This is a genomic window from Chryseobacterium oncorhynchi (assembly GCF_002899895.1).
In the GTDB taxonomy this organism is placed as follows: domain Bacteria; phylum Bacteroidota; class Bacteroidia; order Flavobacteriales; family Weeksellaceae; genus Chryseobacterium; species Chryseobacterium oncorhynchi.
Genome location: NZ_PPEI02000001.1, coordinates 343,398 through 364,991, shown reverse-complemented (window position 1 = coordinate 364,991; position 21,594 = coordinate 343,398). Strand labels below are relative to the sequence as shown.

The 21,594-nt window shown below is 36.2% G+C and carries 20 protein-coding genes; 8 read left to right on the top strand and 12 right to left on the bottom strand.

All coding sequences use genetic code 11. The features are described 5' to 3' along the window. The first annotated feature begins 67 nt into the window (after positions 1–67). The 5 genes from C1638_RS01730 (at position 68) to C1638_RS01705 (ending at position 3,016) form a co-directional block, all read left to right on the top strand. A complete protein-coding gene (locus C1638_RS01730; RefSeq protein ID WP_109617628.1) occupies positions 68–937 on the top strand; it encodes a PH domain-containing protein in 870 nt (289 codons plus the stop codon). Between the two features lie 11 nt (positions 938–948). Then, complete coding sequence (locus C1638_RS22590; protein WP_228427977.1) at positions 949–1,806, top strand: PH domain-containing protein; 858 nt, start codon at positions 949–951, stop codon at positions 1,804–1,806. Positions 1,807–1,971: 165 nt separating this feature from the next. Beyond that, positions 1,972–2,502, top strand: a complete 531-nt coding sequence (locus tag C1638_RS01715) for a PH domain-containing protein (protein WP_109619029.1) — start codon at positions 1,972–1,974, stop codon at positions 2,500–2,502. Next, positions 2,502–2,702 (top strand): hypothetical protein, encoded by a 201-nt coding sequence (locus C1638_RS01710; RefSeq protein WP_109617626.1) that lies wholly within the window; start codon positions 2,502–2,504, stop codon positions 2,700–2,702. The genes C1638_RS01715 and C1638_RS01710 overlap by 1 nt, the downstream gene beginning before the upstream one ends. 50 nt (positions 2,703–2,752) lie before the next feature. Next, positions 2,753–3,016: a hypothetical protein gene (locus C1638_RS01705; RefSeq protein ID WP_109617624.1), complete on the top strand. Its 264-nt coding sequence runs from the start codon at positions 2,753–2,755 to the stop codon at positions 3,014–3,016. 96 nt (positions 3,017–3,112) lie between these two features. On the opposite strand, the gene C1638_RS01700 is transcribed toward C1638_RS01705, so the two are convergent. The 3 genes from C1638_RS01700 to C1638_RS01690 all read right to left on the bottom strand — a co-directional run bounded on the left by C1638_RS01700 (position 3,113) and on the right by C1638_RS01690 (position 5,306). After that, on the bottom strand, positions 3,113–3,349 hold the full coding sequence (locus C1638_RS01700) for a YtxH domain-containing protein (RefSeq protein ID WP_109617622.1): 237 nt from the start codon (positions 3,347–3,349) through the stop codon (positions 3,113–3,115). Between the two features lie 97 nt (positions 3,350–3,446). Next, positions 3,447–4,289: an isoaspartyl peptidase/L-asparaginase gene (locus C1638_RS01695; protein WP_109617620.1), complete on the bottom strand. Its 843-nt coding sequence runs from the start codon at positions 4,287–4,289 to the stop codon at positions 3,447–3,449. A 129-nt stretch (positions 4,290–4,418) separates the two neighbouring features. Next, a complete protein-coding gene (locus tag C1638_RS01690; RefSeq protein WP_109619027.1) occupies positions 4,419–5,306 on the bottom strand; it encodes a cyanophycinase in 888 nt (295 codons plus the stop codon). Positions 5,307–5,507: 201 nt separating this feature from the next. Between C1638_RS01690 and cphA the strand changes: the two genes are divergently transcribed. Further along, positions 5,508–8,138 carry a cyanophycin synthetase gene (gene cphA / locus C1638_RS01685; protein ID WP_109617619.1) on the top strand — a complete coding sequence of 877 codons (2,631 nt, stop codon included), beginning with the start codon at positions 5,508–5,510 and terminating at the stop codon, positions 8,136–8,138. A gap of 89 nt (positions 8,139–8,227) precedes the next feature. On the opposite strand, the gene C1638_RS01680 is transcribed toward cphA, so the two are convergent. From C1638_RS01680 to C1638_RS01640, 9 genes are all read right to left on the bottom strand, one after another. Beyond that, positions 8,228–8,719: a MepB family protein gene (locus C1638_RS01680; protein ID WP_109617617.1), complete on the bottom strand. Its 492-nt coding sequence runs from the start codon at positions 8,717–8,719 to the stop codon at positions 8,228–8,230. An 81-nt stretch (positions 8,720–8,800) separates the two neighbouring features. Further along, positions 8,801–9,985 carry an ATP-grasp domain-containing protein gene (locus tag C1638_RS01675; protein ID WP_109617615.1) on the bottom strand — a complete coding sequence of 395 codons (1,185 nt, stop codon included), beginning with the start codon at positions 9,983–9,985 and terminating at the stop codon, positions 8,801–8,803. A gap of 92 nt (positions 9,986–10,077) precedes the next feature. After that, positions 10,078–10,911, bottom strand: coding sequence for a type 1 glutamine amidotransferase (locus C1638_RS01670; protein ID WP_109617613.1), 834 nt, complete (start codon positions 10,909–10,911; stop codon positions 10,078–10,080). Positions 10,912–10,944: 33 nt separating this feature from the next. Next, positions 10,945–12,063 (bottom strand): carboxylate-amine ligase, encoded by a 1,119-nt coding sequence (locus tag C1638_RS01665; protein ID WP_076351627.1) that lies wholly within the window; start codon positions 12,061–12,063, stop codon positions 10,945–10,947. A 31-nt stretch (positions 12,064–12,094) separates the two neighbouring features. Continuing rightward, positions 12,095–13,048 carry an ATP-grasp domain-containing protein gene (locus C1638_RS01660; protein ID WP_109617611.1) on the bottom strand — a complete coding sequence of 318 codons (954 nt, stop codon included), beginning with the start codon at positions 13,046–13,048 and terminating at the stop codon, positions 12,095–12,097. 259 nt (positions 13,049–13,307) lie between these two features. Further along, entirely contained in the window at positions 13,308–14,021 is a 714-nt protein-coding gene (locus tag C1638_RS01655) for an alpha/beta fold hydrolase (RefSeq protein ID WP_109617609.1), read from the bottom strand. A gap of 32 nt (positions 14,022–14,053) precedes the next feature. After that, on the bottom strand, positions 14,054–15,268 hold the full coding sequence (locus C1638_RS01650) for an ATP-grasp domain-containing protein (RefSeq protein WP_109617607.1): 1,215 nt from the start codon (positions 15,266–15,268) through the stop codon (positions 14,054–14,056). A 141-nt stretch (positions 15,269–15,409) separates the two neighbouring features. Next, a complete protein-coding gene (locus C1638_RS01645) occupies positions 15,410–16,825 on the bottom strand; it encodes a leucyl aminopeptidase family protein (protein ID WP_109617605.1) in 1,416 nt (471 codons plus the stop codon). An 89-nt stretch (positions 16,826–16,914) separates the two neighbouring features. Then, positions 16,915–18,036: an alpha/beta hydrolase-fold protein gene (locus C1638_RS01640; protein WP_109619025.1), complete on the bottom strand. Its 1,122-nt coding sequence runs from the start codon at positions 18,034–18,036 to the stop codon at positions 16,915–16,917. A gap of 201 nt (positions 18,037–18,237) precedes the next feature. On the opposite strand from C1638_RS01640, the gene glgB reads away from it, so the two are divergent. Together glgB and C1638_RS01630 are read left to right on the top strand one after the other, a co-directional pair. After that, on the top strand, positions 18,238–20,184 hold the full coding sequence (gene glgB, locus C1638_RS01635) for a 1,4-alpha-glucan branching protein GlgB (protein WP_185140404.1): 1,947 nt from the start codon (positions 18,238–18,240) through the stop codon (positions 20,182–20,184). Between the two features lie 2 nt (positions 20,185–20,186). Continuing rightward, the gene (locus C1638_RS01630) at positions 20,187–21,593 is read left to right on the top strand and encodes a glycogen synthase (protein ID WP_109617601.1); all 1,407 of its coding nucleotides are present in this window, start codon (positions 20,187–20,189) and stop codon (positions 21,591–21,593) included. Position 21,594 lies beyond the last annotated feature (1 nt).

Below are 21,594 nucleotides of genomic sequence, written 5' to 3'. Positions count from 1 at the left end.
TGATATAAATTGGAACAGATTATTTTATCTCTGTTTTGATTTGAAACTTTTAAACATAAAAACTAGAATGAACACAAATTGTGCTCTATGTGGAAATCCATTAACACCCATGGATACCGTTCTGGGGGAAAACAAACTTTCAGACGGAGGTATTCTGTGTAATAAATGTCTGAATAAAGCAACCAACATTAATAAAGACCTCGTATATGACCTTGGTAATTATAGCTTGGTACAGGTAAGAGATATTGTATTGGGAGAAAGCATAGAAGAAAAAGAAGAGGAAATAGTGCTGGAACCTGTGGTAGAAACTTCAGTATCACGAACCGTAGTCACATTTTCACATTCTTTTCAGATAAATGTTGGCAAAAAAGAATCTGAAGAACCCACAAGACTCGACGAAATCAGAGATCAAATCGTTGCCTTAAATGCCCAGATCAGTATTTTTGCAAATATTGAGGTAAATGAACTAGCCAATATTCTGGATAAAGATGAAAGACTTATTGCCATTGCTGAAGGAAAATATTTAAATAATAATCTGGATGGGATTTTAGTTTCAACGGAGCGTAGAGTGGTATTTATAGATAGAAATCTTTTAGGTGACGACAGGGAAAATGAATTTCCTCATAACAAGATTGTATCAGCGCAACATAGCTATGGATTGGTTTCTTCCGAATTGAAATTATATACAAACGAAGGAATAAAAGCAGAGTTTAAACTGAATAACCGAAATGCAGCAAAGATTTTCTATGAAGCTATACAAAACTATATACACAGTCCTCAAAACCCTTTGAGACAACAACATCAGGGATCCACGAGAGAAGAAGATGCAGGGGCTGTCTTTGAAAAGCTGGAGAAGCTGGGAAAACTAAGAGAAAACGGTATCTTAACCAATGAAGAATTTGAAATGCAGAAGAAAAAACTGCTGGATAAATTATAAAAAACAAAAAAATGAGTAATAACTGTTCATTGTGTAAAACAGAATTAACGTCTATGGATACTCTTCTGGGAGAAAATAAACTTGCAGACGGTGGTGTTTTGTGCAATAAATGTTTAGATAAAATAAGCTATATCAACCAGGAATTGCTATACAATCTTAATAAGTTTAGCATTGCTGATATTAACAGCATGATAGAAAACAAGAATGGAGAGCAGAATCAACCTGTAGTGGTAGAAGAAAATCTTCCGATGGCCGCAGATCCTGAGCCTCAAAGCATTTCCCGAGAAGTTTTTAAACGCAGAAAGCAAAAAATAAAATACGAGCTTGAAAATCTGAATGTCAATCTTTCTGTATTTACTAAAGGTGAAATTAAGGAACTTCCTAACCTTATTTCCGAAGATGAAAAGATTATTGCTGTTACAGATGCACAGTTTGTTAAGACATTAGATGCCGGAATCTTGGTAGCAACGCAGAAAAGAATGCTTTCAGTATCAAAGTCAATGTTTGGAGCTGCAAAGATCATTGACTACCCCAATGATACCATTAAGTCTGTAAGTTTTGTTACAGATCCAAGATCACCAATCATTAAATTGCATTTGGATGAAAGAGTAATAGAATTTGAGTGCTACCTTGATAGAGAAGATGCTGAAAAATTCTATGATACCATAAAGGGAGTCTATAATCAGCCTCAGGAATCTCTGACCCAGCCTGTGGAACAGCCTAAAAAGCAAACCCAGCCTGTAAAAAGACTATCAACAGAAGAAGTTTTTGAACAGTTAGAAAAATTGGGAAGACTAAGAGAAAATGGAGTTTTGACAGATGCCGAATTTGCAGAACAAAAAAAGAAACTTTTGGAGCAACTTCAATAATTTTTTGGTTGCTACAGAAGAGGGTAGGCTTTTGTATGAAAATCTGGGTTGGGAAGTTTACAGTTTATATACTCCCATTGTCATTCCCTCTAAAATCTAATATTTTTATTGAATTAAATTATTTTCTTGCCAAGAAATAGTAATTTAGGCCCATAAACTACTGCTATGAGTAAAAAATCGAGACTGGACGAAATAAAAGAAGAACTTGAACAACTGGATATTAATCCTACTTTTTTTGCACGAAAAGAAATTCGTGAATTACCCAATATACTGTCAGAAGATGAAAAGATTGTTTATCTCGTTGAGGGCAGGAACAAAATTACAACCCATCATATTATCTTAGTAGCGACTGACAGAAGATTGATCTTTGTAGATAAAGAATTCATGTATGGGTTAAAAGTTGAAGACTTCTCATATAGTAAAATAAGTTCCATACAATATGAAACTGAATTGATGCTCGCATCCATAGATATTCATGTCTCGGATGACATTGTAGAAATTGATGGAGTAGGAAAATATGACGCAGAATTATTTTGTGAAAAAGTAAGAAACTTCATGTCTCATCCCGAAGAATATTTTCAAAATAAATCAGAACCAAGTACCTTGGATCAGTTAGAACAGCTAGGAAGATTAAAAGAGAGTGGAGTGCTAAGTGAGGAAGAATTTAACGAGCAAAAGAAAAAACTGCTTGGTTAATGAGTTATTTCTTGAAACCTTATGTTTTATTTTTACCAGTAATTCTAGTTTCGTCATGTATAAGCCAAACCAAAAATGAGGCCTATATAAAAGAAGTGGAGTACCAATGCCAGTTACTGGATGCTGATACAGAATTACAAAAAGAAACCATTGTAACAGGAATAAGTGATGGTAAAAATGATGTTCCAGTAGTAGCGTAAGCTTAGCTTGTAATGTCCGACAAACAAAATATATAAAGATAGAACATAAAATGATGGTTAACTATATTCATGACTATCAGTTCTATTATAAGAATAAAAAACTGATTAAGGCAAAAATAAATATTCACAATAAAGAAGATTCTGAAAATCAACAAATCAATTACTCTGCTGTTTACTATATACGTCGTAATAAATGTATTAAAAGTATTAACGAAAATTTGGAATGGTCAGATTGCGATAAAGTAAAAGATGATTCAAGAACTGCTTTTCTGGATGCTTTTCCACTCATGAATTTACTTTTAAGAAGAAAATAAAAATTTGAGTATTAGAAACCTAAAATCAAAAAAGTCATCGCACAATTACGATGACTTTTTCTATATATGAATGTTAAAAAAAACTACTTTCTGTTTTTAGTTTAAAGAATCTTCAGCCTTTGTTTTAGCTTCATCTACTTTAGTTTGAACTTGAGAAGCAACGTCATTGGCTTTATTTTTAATGTCATTCCCCCATTTGTTAAGATTATCTTTTGCTGTATTAAGTTTATCCTTTACAGCCTGTTGATCTTCAGGAGTTGAATTCTTATATTTCCAATAAGCTAAAGCACCTAATCCAAGTAAAGCTAATACGCCTTTTGTTTTGTTTCCCATGATTTCTATTTTTAAGATTTAATATTAAAATTTGTTATTAATAAACATGTAAAATACGTGCCAAAAAATTAAGTAGAATGATAAAAAAATGTTAAAATTAAGAAAAGGTCTCAAAATTTTCACCATCAAAACTAGCAAAAACCATAGTGGGGTATGAATCCTGATGATAAACATTGCCGTCTTTATCAATAGCAATGGCACCTGCAAATCCGTCAATGGTTTTAAGTTCTTCAAAAGTTTTATCAAAAGCTCTTTCTAAGCTCATTCCGTCTGTAACTCTTGTCACAATTTTTGTGGCAGTGGCATTGCTTACAATATCTTCCCCCACACCTGTACAGCTTACAGCGCAGAAAGCATTGGCGTAATTTCCTGCCACTGTGGCAGAATCTGAGATCCTACCCGGAATCTCAAAGCCTTTTCCGCCTGTGGAAGTAGCAACAGCCAGTTTTCCATCCTTATCAATGGCTACACAGCCTACCGTACCTTTTCCGCCGTTATTAAGTTTAGCTTCATATTCTTTTCTTCTTTGGGGTATTTCTGTAGAAAAATTCTCAAATCCATGCTCTGTAGCATATTTTTTTGCTCCTTGTCCACCTAAAACCCTGTCATCTTCCCCAATCAGGTCCTTGGCGACAAAAATAGGATTCTTTACATCCTGAATATTAATGACACCGCTTAACTTTTGGGTTTCTCCATTCATAATAGCAGCACTCATACGGATTACCCCGTCACTTTGAATTTGCGAACCGATTCCTGCATTATACAAAGGATCGTCTTCCAATAGAGAAACAGCATAAGCAACTGCATCAAAAGCAGTATGGGTCTGAAGATATTCGAAAGCCTTTTGGGCTATTTGCTTTAAAGAATCTTGTTTTGCTGTTTTTACCTCATGGCTTTGATCGCTCTCTGAAAAAAAACCGCCGTGGATGATGATTTTCATAAAATATAAATGATAGTTAATAAATATTTTGACGAAGTTAATTTATAAATAATAAATTTTAGATGAGTTCTTAATAGGTAATATTAAACAAAAAACGGAACCGAAGCTCCGTTTTTATACTATTTTTAACTATTTATCCTGAGGAATTGGATTAAATTGAGAGTTCTCAATAGTAAGTGCCTTTGTTGTAAGATCATAATGATCATTCATAGACATTACATGAACTGTCAAATTATCAATGGAAATAGGTTCTCCCAGGTTGATGTTTGTAAGGTTGGTATCTTTTATAAATCTTCCGTCTACTAGAATAACAAGGCCCGAACCTACAGCAGTCATCACATCATTATGGATAAAAAGTCCTGTATCTTCCCCAAGTCCGATTCCTAGTGTTCTTGGATTATTAACCACTGCCTGAAAAAGACGTCCGATTCTGCCTCTTTGTACAAAGTGGGTGTCAATGATCACATTGTCGATTAAACCTAATCCTTGTGTAGTTTTGATTTCTCCCTTTAGAAGTGCTTCAGAACTGCTTCCTTGATAAATCATGTTTTCAGAGGCAGCGGCGGCACCTGCAGAGGTTCCTGAGTAGATAAAGTCCTGTTCCTGATATTTTAATAAAATGGTATCGTGAAATCTTGTTCCACCCAAAATAGAAGTTAGTCTCAACTGATCTCCTCCGGTGAACATCATCACATCAGCCGCATTAGCCCTTGCTACCATAGCATCAGAATTGGCTTCTTCACGATTATGAATGTCGAGAACATTTACATTTTTAGCACCCAGAAATTCAAATGCTTTTTTATATTCAGAGCCTACAATCTGAGGAATTTGAGAGGCCGTTGTTACAACTTCAATGACAGAATCTTCTTTGTGTTTTGATTCGTTGATAATCTTTCGTAGGATCCCACGCTCAAAAAAGTTAAGATTCTTTTCGATATTCTGATCATAATCGGTTTCTGAAAAACTTCCCTTGTTTACAGCTCCTCCGATCACTATTAATTTTCCAACAGGTTTCATCATGGTACAAAAATAAAAAATAATTAACATTCTTTGGCGAAATTCGTGCCATCTTTAGTTGATTTTTAATGTTTTAGAAATGTTAATTGAATTTAATTCTTTTTTAGTAAATCTTCAAACCTACTGTAGTTTTGTTTAGGGTTTTATATTATATTTGATTTTGAAAAGAGTTATTATTAACTGATAAAATGCCAATAGACTATGAAAATCGAAAAGATTCAGGCACTACGTGGTCCTAATATCTGGAGTATCAGAAGAAAGAAGCTGATACAGATGAGGTTAGACCTTGAGGAAATGGAGAATTATCCTACCAATAAAATAGAAGGATTCAGGGAGAGAATTGAAAAATTACTCCCATCATTGATCACCCATAGGTGTTCAGAAGGAGTGGAAGGTGGTTTTTTCCATAGAGTGGAAACAGGAACCTGGATGGGGCATGTCATTGAGCATATTGCTCTGGAAATACAGACCCTTGCAGGAATGGATGTTGGCTTTGGAAGAACCCGGGAAACAAAAACTCCGGGAGTGTATAATGTAGTGTTCAATTATCTTGAAGAAAATGTGGGAATTTATGCTGCCGAAGAATCAGTAAAGATGGCACAATCATTAATTGACGGGATGGATTATGATGTGAATGCCTGTATTCACAAATTAAAGGAAATAAGGGAACGTGTTCGCTTAGGGCCATCTACCGGAAGTATTGTAGAAGAAGCAGTATCCCGAAAAATACCATGGATCCGATTGGGGACAAATTCTCTGGTACAACTAGGATATGGGGTAAACCAACAACGCTTTCAGGCTACCATTACCGGAAAAACTAGTTCCATTGCTGTAGATATCGCCTGCAATAAAGAATTAACCAAAAGAATGCTTCATGATGCAGCCATTCCGGTTCCTATCGGAGATCTGGTGGTGGATGAGGATGATTTGACAAATGTTATCAAAAAAATTGGATATCCGATTGTTTTAAAGCCTTTGGACGGAAATCACGGAAAAGGTTCGTCCATTAATGTCAACGATTGGGATTCAGCTAAAATAGGATTGGAGCACGCTCAAAAATATTCCAGAAAGGTAATTGTTGAAAAATATATTACCGGATATGATTTCAGGGTACTGGTCATTGATAATAAAATGGTTGCTGCGGCAAGAAGGGTTCCTGCTCATATTGTGGGCGATGGAGATCATAATATTCAGGAGCTTATTGAAAAAGAAAATAAAGATCCAAGACGTGGATATGGGCATGAAAATGTTCTTACCGAGATTGAGGTAGATAAAGATACTTTGGAATTACTTGAAAAACTTCAATATACCCTAGAAACGATTCCGCAGAGAGGAGAAGTAGTTTATTTGAAATCTACGGCTAATCTTTCGACAGGAGGTACATCAATTGATGTTACCGATATGGTACATCCTGAGAATATTACGATGGCAGAAAGAATTTCCAAGATTATTGGATTGGACGTTTGTGGTATTGATATTATGGCAGAAAACCTTACCCAGCCTTTAAAGGAAAGTGGTGGGGCGATTATAGAAGTGAATGCAGCACCGGGATTCAGAATGCACCTGGCGCCAAGCGAGGGACTGCCGAGAAACGTTGCCGCTCCGGTTGTAGATATGCTTTATCCGCAAGGGAAGCCATTTACAATTCCAATCATTGCAGTAACGGGTACCAATGGAAAGACAACAACAACAAGGCTTATTTCACATATTGTAAAGAGTAACGGGTATAGGGTAGGATTTACAACTTCGGACGGAATTTACATCCAAAATACCATGCTGTCAAAAGGAGATACTACCGGACCCATTTCAGCAGAATTTATTTTAAAGGATCCTACTGTGGAATTTGCTGTTCTTGAAACCGCAAGAGGAGGAATTCTACGTTCCGGATTAGGGTTTTCACAATGTGATATCGGGGTACTGACGAATATTGAGGAAGACCATTTGGGTATGAATGATATTCACAGTTTAAAAGACCTTGCCAAGGTAAAGAGAGTAGTACTGGACAGTGTAAAGAAAACCGGTTGGAGCGTATTGAATGCAGACAATGAATATTCTATGAAGATTGTGAATGATCTTGATTGTAATGTTGCGATCTTCAGCATGGATGAAAATAATCCTCATATTGTAAAATTTGCTAAGGAAGGAAGAATAACTTGCGTTTACGAAGAGGGATTTGTAACCATTAAAAAAGGAGACTGGAAGATCAGGATTGGTAAGGCAAAAGATTTCCCAATTACAATGGAAGGAAAAGCCCGATTTATGATCGAAAATGTACTGGCTGCCAGTTTGGCAAGTTATCTTCAGGGATTTGGTATCGAGGATATTTCCAATTCATTGAGAACCTTTATCCCAAGTGCACAGCTTACTCCGGGAAGATTAAATGTTTTTAAATTCAAAAACTTTAAAGTGCTGATTGATTTTGCTCATAATCCTTCAGGTTATGAAGCTATTGAAGATTATCTTAAAAACGTTGAATCTACAAAGAAAATAGGTATTATTTCCGGCGTTGGAGACAGACGTGATAGTGATATTAAAGAATGTGGAAAAATTGCCGGCAGAATGTTCGATTATATTATCATCCGAAATGAAAAACACCTTCGTGGAAGAACAGAGGAAGAAATCAATGGATTGATTATAGATGGGATTAATGAAGCTGGTAAAGATGTGAGCTATGAGATTATTCCTAAAGAAATTGAAGCTTTAAAACATGCCATGGGAATGGCAGAGGAAGGAACTTTTATCACTGCTTTAAGTGATGTTATTTCTAATGCAATTGACCTGGTACAGGAATATCAGGCCAGAGAATTGTTGGAAGACAACAAAAATCTTTAAAAATCTAAAAAATTGAAATAAAAAACGGCTGTACTAGAATGTACGGCCGTTTTTTTGTTTGGGTAAAATTATTTTAGATCCCTATTTTTTTATATTTTGAACAGAAGTTTAGCTTGTTGTCGCATCTTATCATTCTCCTGTGAAAGCTCCAGAAAATATTTGATTTGCCATTCCTGTGTTTTTTGAGCCTGTTTACTTTGAGGTTCATCCCAGCTTGGATAAACCCTTATTCCTCTCTTGCCTATCTTTTTTCCGTCTGATAAAATACCTTTTTCCAACAATATGTTTTTCGGGAAAATAAATATTCCGGAAAAATCATCCTTAAAAGAAGCTATGAGATAAAAATCAATAGGATCACTGGCTTCAAAAGGAGTAGTTTCTCCTTTTTCGTTCCGTTTCCAGATGGTTACAAACTGCCCTATTTTGGTAGGGGTTATTTTTGAGATCCGAAATTTTATTTTAAGATGATTTAATGTGAAATTAAAACCTGAATACACTCCAGATTCCTGTTCTTCTTCAGCATTAGAATATTCCAGCCCAAGCGGTTGAAATACTATTCCTTCAATGGTTTTTATGGACATTGTATTCAAATTGTTTCAGATTCATCCATTTTTTTGTCAATTTTGATCATATTTTTATATCATGATCGCTTTTTTTATAGATTAACTTTCTGCAAAAAAGGCATTGGAACTTCCAATCCAGATCGCATCTTTCTTATTGAAGTCCACATTTACCATTGCTGCTTTTGTCATTCTTCCCAGATTTTCCAATAGAATAGGGCGTTCATCGTTTTCTTTCCAGATATACAATAATCGAATTTCTGCTTTTGAAAACTCTCCATTAATATCTTCAAAAATAGGTTCGTAAGTTACTTTTCTTTGCAAAATATAGTTTTCTTTATCTTCAATGGCCTCTGTGATTTCCTTGGTTGGATTTAGATTAACGCCGCTTCCTGCAAATGAAAATAATGGTTTCAATACAAAATCGTTAAGGTTCTCTGCTTCAGGAAACTCATGCAGAAAATAGCTTTTCGGAACAAATTGATGTTGTAATAAAGGTAAAAGGAACTTTGAGATTTTAAAAAACCAGTTTGGATGGGTAATCCATTTTACATCAACCTCTTCACGAAAATCAAATTCGGTAACAAGATCAGGAATTCTGTCCAGTTCATCAAATATTACTCGATTGTATATTCTTTTGATCTCGGTCAGTTGTCCATTGTTTTCATAGTACAGTTTTTTACCCTCTTTTTTTACTTTTGTCAGGCAAACTGTTTTTATTCCCAACAATTTTTCTGTCAAAGCAAAATCAATTGCCGTTTTCTGTCTTTCAGGGAAAATTTCAAGGAGAATTACATGTTCAGGACTTTCGTTACCAACAATTAATTCTTTTAAATGCTGTTGAAAGGTGCTTTGAGACATTGTATTTCGGATGTCTGCAAGAAATGGGTAGACCTCACAAAACGTGTCTTCAAAGGTTTTTTGAAAGGCATATAATGACGGAAATGCTTGGAGTTCTATCAGCTGTGGTTCTATTTCTCCATTTTCACCTTTGCAGATACCAAAATCAATAGTAAAAAAATGAGGCTGGTTGGTATCATTAGGAACCCTGCAGTTTTCTGGAATTGCTTTTTGAAGAGTTTCAGATGGAAGAGCCTTAATTTGGCTAATAATACTTTCACTAGCATCCAGTAATTTACCCTCAAATTCCTTAGTAAGAAAAATGGGACTTTCTGAAGTTCTAAAGCCCGGCTCTAAACCGCTTTTTTGTTTTAAAATATCCTTGAGTTGCTTGTATTTTTCTCCTGAAAACTCTTGGTTAAATTGTTTTCTATATTTTGGGATCATATTTTTCTTTTGTGATGTTAAAAAAAATCGAACAAAAATGTTCGATTTAATATTTTGTAACTATTTAGTATAAACTTGATATCAAATAGCTTTTAAGCTAAAGATTCAACTTCTTTCAAAATGTTTTTTTTTGCGAACTGAAGAAATCTTGGAAGAATTTGGTTTCTGGTAAGGATGATTTTATCTTCATCATCTATTCTGTCCATAGTTTCAAGATATTTTTCCATTCCGAAATTTTCAATCATGGCTTCTCTGTTCTTATCATCTTTCAGGTTTTCAATCAATCCCTCTGGGCTTGCTTCTGGATGAAACTGAGTTCCAAATATCTCGTCTGAAAAGCGAACAGCCATTACCGCTCTCTCCAAATTGATATGAGGACGGAATTTTTCAATGGCCATAACCGTCATTCCCAATTCTTCAAAACGTTCGTGATCTGGTTCAATGAATTGATATGCTCTGGAATCTACTGCATAAAAAGGATCCGGTAGATTTTTAAACAAAAACTCATCTCTGCCTTCTCTGGTTTTGTGAACAGGCATTACTCCAAAGGAATAAGATTTTCTTTTGCAGATATTTCCCAGCTTCCAATGAATGCTTGCCAGTTGGAATGAATGACAAATCAGGAAAAGATATTTTTTATCTTCGTTGTATTTATTATGTTCAAAAACGGTGTCTAAAAAATTAGCAAACCTTTCTTCCCACTCAAAACCTTCTCGGTGTGGGGTTCCTGGCCCGCCTGAAGAAATAAAAATATCAAAGTCTCCAATCTCAGGCATTTCGTCTTTAAATCTCACATCAAATGTCTTGATGATTACATTTTCTTCAGAATTCTGCTGAAACGCTTCGGAAATTTCTTTAATGTTTCTAAAGCCTTGATTTACATGATTGTTGTTCATGTCCAGCAAGGCAATTCGAATATCTTTCATTACATCATATTTTTTGTAAAGTTACCAAAAATATTACGAAGCGGGTTCGCCATGTGTTATGCCATACTCAGTTTCTGAGATCATATAATCTACAACTTTTGTAAGATCTCCTGTTTCTTTAAAGATCTGGAGCTGTCTGTCTGCACCTGTTCCGTTTTCCAGAATTTTCCACGCATATTCTACTTCATGACGACATCCTAAATCGTCTACAACATCATCAATAAACTCTAAAAGTTCCTTTAATAAAATAGGATAAGGAACGGATTCTTCTTTTCCGAAATCAATCAGATGGGCTTCAATACCACTTTTGGACGCACGCCATTTATTTTCGTTCAACAGCAGTCTTCTGTAGCTTCTGAAACTTAGATTTTGCTGATGCAGCTTATAAATTTTAGCAACCAAACTTTGCATGATGGCAGCAAGACATACAGTTTCATCAATTCTTAGTGGCATATCACAAATTCTGAATTCAATGGTAGGGTAAAAAGGATGAACTCTTAAATCCCACCAGATTTTCTTGGCATTGTCTATGGTACCCGTTTTTATCAAAAGATCAACATAGCTGTCAAATTCTCCCAATGAATTGAAGTAGCTTGGAATACCTGTTCTGGGAAATTTCACAAAAATTTCCTGTCTGTAAGATTTAAAGCCCGTATATCTTCCAATCCAGAATGGTGAATTGGTAGAAAGAGCATAGACGTGGGGTAGAAAGTAGCGCATCACATTTTGTATTCTTACTCCTTCCTCTCGGTTGGGAATTCCAATGTGTACGTGAAGTCCGAAAATAAGATTTTCCCGGGCTACATCTCCCATATCATCTACAATTTTGATGTATCTTTCTCCCTGTGTGATATTATTGTCAGACCAATGAGAAAAAGGATGGGTACCACCTCCGGAAACACGTAATCCCTGTTCATGAGCAGTATTAATAAGATGTCTTCTTAAATTGGTCAGCTCAGCTCTGGCTTCCTGAATATTCTGGCAGATTCCCGTTTCCATTTCAATCATGGATTCGTGCATCTCGTGTTTTAGATTTTCACTTAATACCGCTTTTCCACCCTCAATGATTTTTGAAACATGAGAAATAAGATCTCTGCTTTCCACATCGATGATCTGATATTCTTCTTCGATTCCAATAGTAAATTGATGCATTTTGTTGTGTTTTTTTAATTCTTTTTCAATGTTATTTTATGGAATCTTTCACAAAAGTTCCCCAAGCGATATTAGGTTTTCCCTGAACATATTCCTTGGCTTTTTCAATGGCCAGTTTTGCTGCATGTTCTACGATCCATGCAAAATTTTCTTCTCCCACAGAGTTTCTGTCTGCATCAGGTGCCGGGTTGCAGAAATCGATGGCATAAGGAATACCGTCTCTTATGGCAAATTCTACCGTATTGAAATCATATCCTAAGGCTTTATTCATTTTGATAGTGTAATCATGAATGGTTTTCAAAAGTTTTTCAAGCTCTTCACCTTGTGTCTGGTGTGTTGTTGCATACCTCAGGTGATGTGGGTTTCTAGGCTCATACGGCATGATGTGAACATATTTTTGGCCCAAACAATATACTCTGTAATAGTCATCAAAGACAATCTCTTCCTGAACCATCATCACCAATTGTTCTGTTTCTCCCAGTTTATTCCAAAGATCATCCGGATTCTCTACTCTGTAAACATTTTTCCAACCTCCACCGTCGTGAGGTTTCATATAGGCAGGGAACCCAACATAGTCGAAAATATATTCCCAGTCATGCGGGAACTTCAGGTTCCTGAATGACGTTTCTGAAGTATCTGTTGGTCTTTCATGTGATGGCAGTAATACTGTTTTAGGAAGTGGAATTCCAAGCTTGCTCATTAGTGCATTATTGAAAAACTTTTCGTCAGCACTCCACCAAAATGGATTATTGATTACATAAGTGCCGTTAAGTGCTGCATTTTTCAGATAAGCTCTGTAAAAGGGAACGTCTTGCGAAATTCTGTCGATGATCACTGCATAGCCATAATCTGCACCCTGTTCCAGTTTATCAATAGTAACAGGTTCAGCCACGATATCTCCGGCTCCCAGTTCATTTACCTTATCTATAAATGCCCAGGGAAATGTGTCTTCCATACCGAATAGGATTCCTACTTTTTTTGTCATAATTTCTGTTTTTAAATGGGTATATATTTTTTTTCTGTTCAGTCTTTTCTATGGTAAAGATTCTGAGTGTTTTAGCTTACTAAATGTAATGTTTTTTTCTTTACAATCACCTCGGTAAATCAAAGATTTGCCGCCCTCCGAAGTGAGGGGAATATCACGTTTTCAAATATGATATTTTTGGAAATTAAAAATTATAGATTTTAAAAAAGCTCAAGTGTACTTTAGTTGTAACTTAAAAACTTTTGTGTCCATATGACATTTAAGAGAAATATGCTCCTATAAATGTTGGAAATACCATTCTCCATAACGGCCAGTCATGACCAATCCATTTTCTTTCATCATACCAGAAATCAATACCTTTTATCCTTAATATTTCAGCCATTTCAACATTTTTGTCTTTGCATATGTCCTGATCAGAGGTACTTAATACAATGTGCATGTGCTTGTACTTCCAAGCATCATCATTTCTTACAAACTCCCTTGGGCAGTTAAAATAAACCAGATCATCAGAATAACCATCCATAAAGTTTCTTATGCTGAAAGCTCCTGAAAGACAAAACAGATGGGAAACCACATCCGGAAACCTCAACGCAAAATTGGCGGCATGATATCCTCCAAAACTTGCTCCGGCAACGGCCACACGATGGGTTTTATGAAGCTTTTGAATATAAGGGACAAATTCCTTGATCAGGAACTGTACATATCGTTCATAATTTCTGATTCTCTGCTGTGGTGATATTTTTTCATCATAAAAGCTCCAGCTGTCGATAGTTTGGATATTATAAAGCTTTACTTTCCCCTGTTCTATAAACCAGTTAATACTTCCATTAAGATGAAAATCATGATTCTGGGTATACTGTCCCTGAGAAGTAGGAAACATAATGATGGGATGTCCGTAATGTCCGGTTACTTCCACCTTAAGGCTTATTCCTAGTATATTTGAATAATACTCTGTATGTTCTATATGAGGCATTGAAATTTCTTTACTTTTAATGGTTATATATTCTAACTTCTCAATTTGCTGCTTTTGGGAGGCAGAATGTTAAGCATTTCTGCATTGATCATTTCAGCTGCACTATCCAATCTTTCCTCTATTATTGAAGCATCGCTGGATTTGTAAACAATTCCGACGTGGTAGTCTATAGGAAGAAATCTTACCACTTCTTCACTTTCAAATTTGCTGTAATCGGGTTCTTTTTCTTTGATTAAAGCTACAATCAATCCTGAATAATATCCTGTAGGAGGCAAGACGTTATAACTTTTGTTTCTTAAAAGAGCATCCTCAATCTTGGCCCATTCTCTCCATATATTGATATTGCTTGATGCTTCTACCAGATCGGGAATGTGGGCACCACCAACTCTTGAAGAGGTTTCAAGGAAATACCATTTTCCGTCTTCCTTACCTCGGATAAACTCTGTATGGGTTGCACCATTCAGAAGTCCAAAGTTGGAAAGTACCCTGGCATTGATTTCCTCTAATGCTTTAAACTCTTCAGAATATCTCCCCAGTGTTTTGGATCTGAAGACACCGCCCTCATGAGAAACCTGCATAGGAGGAGCCAGATATTTTGATGCAGAGGTAAATACGATCTCTTTATTGAATGTAAGGCTGTCTACATGGTAAACATCTCCGAGTTTAAAGCTTTCCAGTAAGAAAAGGTGACGTTCTTCTCCAAGAATTTCCAGAGCTTCATGAAGTTGTTCCTTTGTCGTAATCTTCTTAATTCCTGATGCAGAAGCTTCTGAACGAGGCTTCAGTACCCACGGAGCCGGTACTTTATCAACAAAATCGTTAACGATATCGTCATTGAAAACAGCAGTAAATTCTGGAACACTAATTCCCGAATCCTTTGCTTTTTGCCGCATAGCAAGCTTATCCCTGAAGTAGCGGTGGGTAGTTTGCCCCATTCCGGGAATACGGAAAGTCTCCCGGATTAAGGCTGCTTTTTCTACATCGAAGTCATCAAGAGCTACAACAGCGTCTACCTTTCTGGTTTTCATTAGGTGTGAAAATCCTTGAATAAGATGTTCAAGGTTCCATACAGATGGCTTGATTTCGGGCATATAAAATACCTCATCAATGGCATGCCACGGCCAGTTTTTTTCTTTAAGATTTTCTGATGTTACTAATATGATTTTATTACCGAGCTTCTTCATTTCATCCATGAAGTCATAGCCCTTGTAATAGCACGAAATACATACTATAATTTTCTCCTCCATATAATGTTTTTTATGTTTTAGTAAATTTTCAAAAATAAAACTATATTTTTATTATTTGATCAATATCAGAAATTGAAATATGGTGCGCTTTTGGAAAACTACTAATCAAGTATACAGAGATTTTTTGTAATAAACTAATTTTTATTGATAATTTTCGATTAAATCCACCAACAATTGAACCCCAAAACCAGTTGCTGCTTTTTCCTTGGCATAACCCACATTTCCAAAGGCTACCCCTGCTATATCCAAATGTGCCCATTTAGGATGGTTTTCAATGAAATACTCTAAAAATTTTGCAGCAATAATGCAATCTCCAACAGGTTTCATAGAGAGGTTTTTCAGATCTGCTACATCAGATTGAATATCATCTTTCCAGACGTCCCACAAAGGAAGATTCCAAAGTCTCTGGTTGGTTTGATCTCCGGTTTTTATTAACATGTTTTTCAGTTCCTCATTATTAGAAAACATGGCACCACAGGTGTCACCAAACATTCTTACTGAACTTCCCGTTAAGGTAGCGAGATCAATAAGAAAATCTGTTTTGTAATTTTTGGATAGATAAGAAAGGCTGTCTGCAAGAATTAACCTGCCTTCTGCATCAGTATCAAGGACCTCAATTGTTTTTCCATTGTATGCTGTAATCACATCACTCGGAAGCAGGGCTTTTTCGGAAATAGCGTTATCTGTGATCGGGAGAACGGCTGTGATATTAACAGGAAGCTTCATTTCTGCAGCGTAGATCAATGTTCCAAGAACTGCTGTGGCGCCGCCCATATCCGATTTCATGTAATGCAGGTTGGCTGAATTTTTTAATGAGACTCCTCCGGTGTCAAACAATACACATTTTCCAACCAAACCGAATGTTTTAGCATTTTTAACGGTAGTTTTATATTCTAAAATAGTAAACGCTGCATCATAGGCGCTTCCCTGATTAACGGCAAGGTAAGCTCCCAAGCCAAGTTCTTCACATTTTTTTCTATTGAATACAGTGTATTTTAGGTCGTTTTTTTTTGCCAGATTTTTAAGATACAAACTGAAAATGTCAGGTTTCTTAAAATTGGCAGGCTTGTTCAGCCAATCCTGGCAAGCGATCTGTCCATTACTTAATGCTTCAGCTTTTTGACTGATATGATCCAGTTTTTTCTGACTTAAATTCTCGAAATGAAGTTCAAATTTTGTATTCCAGAAAGGATGATTCTTTTCAAAAGGATAGTTGTAAGTTCCAATAAGTAGTCCTTTTACAAATTCTTCAAACTGCTTTTCATTAAGGAAATCTGCAAGCATTAAGGTAGAAACGGATTGTAGTTTTTCCTTTTGAGTTTGTGAAAATTTTAGAGCAACCTGTTGGATTTCAAAATTTTGCAAAGTAGATTTTCCAAGACCAATAAAATAGGTTATTCCCTCTTCATGAGCATTGACAAAAACCTCATGTTTCTTTCCTGTGAAGAAAGTGGCAATATTTTTATTGAAGTTTTTACCTGTTTTCGTCCATTCTTCCTCAGTGAATAAGTGGAAAACCTGAGTGTAGTTTTTATCTTTTTTGTTGATTAATTTCATACGTAGATATATTATTTTAGGTCCAATGAAATTGCCATCTTTATTTGTGCTTGTCTGCAGATAGATTTCATTAATGACGATTTATAAATTTAATTTTTAATGCTTTGTTGTTGTGGTTTTACCTCCACAGGATTTTCTGTATTGTTGTAGAACAGCCACTCAATGGCCCTTGGGAATTCCTGCGACCAGTAAAACTCATTGTGAGTTCCTTCCGGATTGATATTGGTTCTGAATTCGAAGTCAAAAAGATTCTTTTTTTCCCATCTTTTCAGATATTCCTCGAAAATATGAATTCTTTTTACCATTTTGGATCCTTCCTGTCCGCCACCGTATAAATATATTTTTGTTTTAAAAGGAACCCTGAAGTTCATCATTGGGAAATTATTATTTGGCTCTACCCAAAGAGAGGGAGAGAAGATCAATAATTTCGAATAGACCTCCGGATAAAGAAAACCGCTGTAAATACTGATAAGGGCGCCTAACGAGCTGCCTCCAATTCCTGTATTGTCGCGATCTTTCTTGGTACGGTAATTTTCATCTACAAAAGGTTTTAGGGTATCTGTAATGAAACGGATGTATTTTTTGCCCTCGGAACCGTTGGCAATATTATCATTATCGAAAATATATTCCTTGATTCTGTCTTCGCTTCCATGTTCTATAGCGATGACGATAACATCGCCTCGTCCATATTCTGCAAGAATGGATAGTTTTTTGTCGATTTCCCAGTTTCCGAAGCCACTTCCTTCATTGAAAAGATTCTGGGCATCCTGAAGATATAAGACAGGGTAGTGTTTATCCGATGTGTGATAGTCATACGGAAGTACTGCCCAAACTTTACGATAACGATCAAGCTGTGGAATATAGAATTTTTCAGAAATGACTTCTGCAACAGGAAAGAATTCTTTCTTGAACGGCCCCCAGTTCAATCTCCATTTTTCTACAGTATCGGAGGTTTTTTCTACGGATTTTTTAGCCTTGCGGTTAGGGGTAATGTTTCCGTATTTGTCAAGCTCAACGTTTTCCCAGCCTCCTTTGGTGAATTTATATTCAATTTCTTCCGGAAGTATTTGATTATCAATTTCTATGAAGTAATTGCATGAGTCCGCTTGTGTAAGCTGGTAAGTATAGTCCTTGGGGTTCCAATTATTGAAATTCCCCGTGATAAATACTGGTCTGTCGTCTTTTTCATCAGTATAAAGTTCAAACCTCATCATATGTGTTTAATAAATATTAGTTGGCTAAATTTATAAAAAAGATTGTTTTGGAATCATAAAAAAGTGAATTAAAAAATGATATATTTGATAGATAGACGGAAGAAGAAAACTAACTTGATAATTATTTGAAGAATAATTAATCACGGTTGTTAGTATTTTTCGTAGTTTCAGGGAAAATATAAATACAAACTGATCTTGATGAATTCTGTTAAAACCTATACGCTTTTCACTGATCATGATGTGTATCTTTTTAAAGAAGGTAGACACTATAAGCTATATGGTAAATTTGGAGCACATTCTGTAGAAAAGGATGGCGTAAAGGGAGTTTATTTTTCAGTTTGGGCACCCCATGCAAAAAAGGTTTCTGTAATAGGAAATTTCAATAATTGGAATCATAAGGATCATATTTTGTTTCCAAGATGGGATGGATCGGGGATTTGGGAAGGCTTCATTGATGGATTAACTTGGGGCACCTTATATAAATATGCTATTGAGACAGAAAGAGGAGAAATTTTAGAAAAAAGCGATCCTTATGCATTAAGCTGGGAGCAAAACATTCAGGCGGCATCACTGGTTTCTACAACTTGGTATGATTGGAATGACAAGGAATGGATGGAAAATCGCCATGAAAGAAATAGTCTGGAAGCTCCAATTTCTGTTTATGAGCTGCATTTAGGCTCTTGGGTAAGAGAACAAGATAACCCTGACCGCTTTTTGAATTACCGTGACATAGCAAGCAAGCTTGTACCTTATATAACCGAAATGGGTTTCACCCATGTAGAGTTTATGCCGGTTATGGAGTTTCCATATGATCCGAGTTGGGGGTATCAGATTACAGGGTTTTATGCGGCAACTTCGCGTTTCGGTTCACCACAGGATTTGATGTTCCTGATTGATGAACTTCATAAAAATAAGATAGGTGTAATTCTGGATTGGGTACCTGCTCATTTTCCGGGAGATGCCAATGGACTTTACCGTTTTGACGGATCCTACCTATATGAACATGAAGACCCAAGAAAAGGCTTTCATCCGGACTGGAAATCACACATTTTCAATTATGGAAGAAATGAAGTTAAATCTTTTCTGATTTCCAATGCGATGTTCTGGCTGGACCGTTATCATGCTGACGGATTGCGTGTAGATGCGGTAACCTCAATGCTCCATCTGGATTATTCAAGGAACGAGGGAGAATGGGAACCTAATATATATGGTGAAAATGTAAACCTTGAAGCAAAAGCTTTTCTTCAGGAATTCAATACGGCTGTTTATAAGGAATTTGGAAACAGTATTATAACGATTGCCGAAGAAAGTTCAGATTTCCCATTGCTTACCAAGCCTGTACACGAAGGTGGAGTGGGTTTCGGAATGAAATGGATGATGGGCTGGATGCATGATACGCTGGATTATTTTAAGGAAGACTTTACTAACAGAAAGTTCCATCATCATAAACTTACGTTTGCTTCCATGTATATGTATAATGAGAATTATATGATGCCTTTGTCTCACGATGAAGTGGTACACGGAAAAGCAAGTTTGATCTATAAAATGAAAGGGGATGAGTGGCAGAAATTTGCCAATCTCCGTGCCTTGTATGTATATATGTATACCCATCCGGGAGCAAAACTGCTTTTCATGGGGGATGAATTTGGACAAACCAGCGAATGGAACTTTACCCAAAGTCTGGATTGGCATTTACTGAAATATCCTGTTCATAAAGGACTACAGGATCTTGTGAAAGAGCTTAATCACCTATACAGATCAGAATCTGCTCTTTATGAAAATCAGTTTGATAAAACAGGCTTTGAATGGGTAGAAGCAGACGATCTGGAAAATTCGGTGTATGTCTATCTTAGGAAAGGAAAAAAAAGAGAAGATATTGTAATGGTAGTTCTGAATTTGTCTCCAAAAGTAATGGATTACAGAATAGGGATTCCGGCAGGAACACATTGGGAGGTTATTTTAAACTCAGATGATGAACAATATAGCGGAAGCGGAGTACAGCCTGAAATATTGGATGAAAAACATGAAGACTGGATGGGACACCAAAAATCCATGACTGTAAAGTTACCTCCACTGGCAGCTATTATCCTGAGGCAGAAGAAAGATAAAAAGTATAAATTACATAGAATTAAACACAAAAGGTAAAAATGGTTGTTTATCATTTAAGTACAGAATGTTATCCTGTAGCAAAAGTAGGTGGTCTGGCGGATGTCGTTGGAGCACTGCCAAAGTATCAGAATAAGATAAAAGGAATAAATGCTAAGGTGGTAATGCCTTGGTATAATAAAGCCTTTGTCCATGATCATGAATTTGAGAAAGTTTTTGATGGATTTATTCATCAGGGATCAAATATGCTGCAAGTTCAGGTTATGAAAGAAACATCCAATGTTTTGGGGTTTGAGCTTTATATGGTGAAAATCCCGGGGTTGCTGGATAGGGACAATCCTTATGGTTATCAGGATGAGAGTTTTCAGTTTCTCGCTTTTCAGCAGGGAATTCTCCACTGGCTGTGTGCCATGGAAATAAGGCCGGATGTTTTGCATTGTCACGACTATCACACCGGATTGGTGCCTTTTATGATTGAGCATTGCCCTGAATTTGGATTTCTACAAGGCGTAAAAACCATAGGAACCATTCATAATGGAGAATATCAGGGAATGATGAGCTGGAACATGGCGAACTATATGCCATCCTTTGATGCCTATAAATGGGGATTGATGGATTGGAACGGGTTTATCAATCCACTGGCAAGTATGATTAAATGTTCCCATGCCTTTACTACTGTTTCTGAAGGATATCTGGAAGAACTTTTCATAAGCTTCCGTGGATTGGAAAGTTTGGTTCGTCAGGAATTTGGGAAAGCCTATGGAATTATCAACGGGATTGATACAGAAGTCTGGAATCCTAAAACAGATCCCATGCTGGACTTTAATTTTAATAGTAAAAATGCAGTCGCCCAAAAAAAGAAAAATAAAGACAAATTGTGTAAGGAATATGGCTTGAAGCCGGAACTTCCCTTGTTTGCTTTCATAGGAAGATTTGCTACAGAAAAAGGAGCCGATCTGCTTCCTGATGTAGTATGGAGAAGCATTAAGCAAAACTATGGAGCCTTAAATATTATGATTTTAGGTTCAGGAAATACCTATGTTGAAAATAAATTAAAGGAATACGATTATACCTATACCAATTTTGCTCTGGATGTAGGATATAAAGAGCATCTTTCACATAAGATCTACGCATCGGCAGACTTCTTACTGATGCCATCAAGGGTAGAGCCATGTGGTTTGAATCAGATGTATTCCATGAGATACGGAACCGTTCCCGTAGTAAGATATACCGGCGGATTGAAAGATACCGTGGAAGATATTTCAACAGGCGGGGCGGGATTAAACTTTACCTATCCGGGAGTAGATGATATTGTTCATGCAATGAACAGAGCACTTGAAATCTATAAACAAAAAGGAGTGATGGAAGATCTTATCCATGTCAATATGAATTTTGATTTTTCATGGGAGAAATCTGCAGAAAAATATTTAGCTTTATATAATAGCTGAT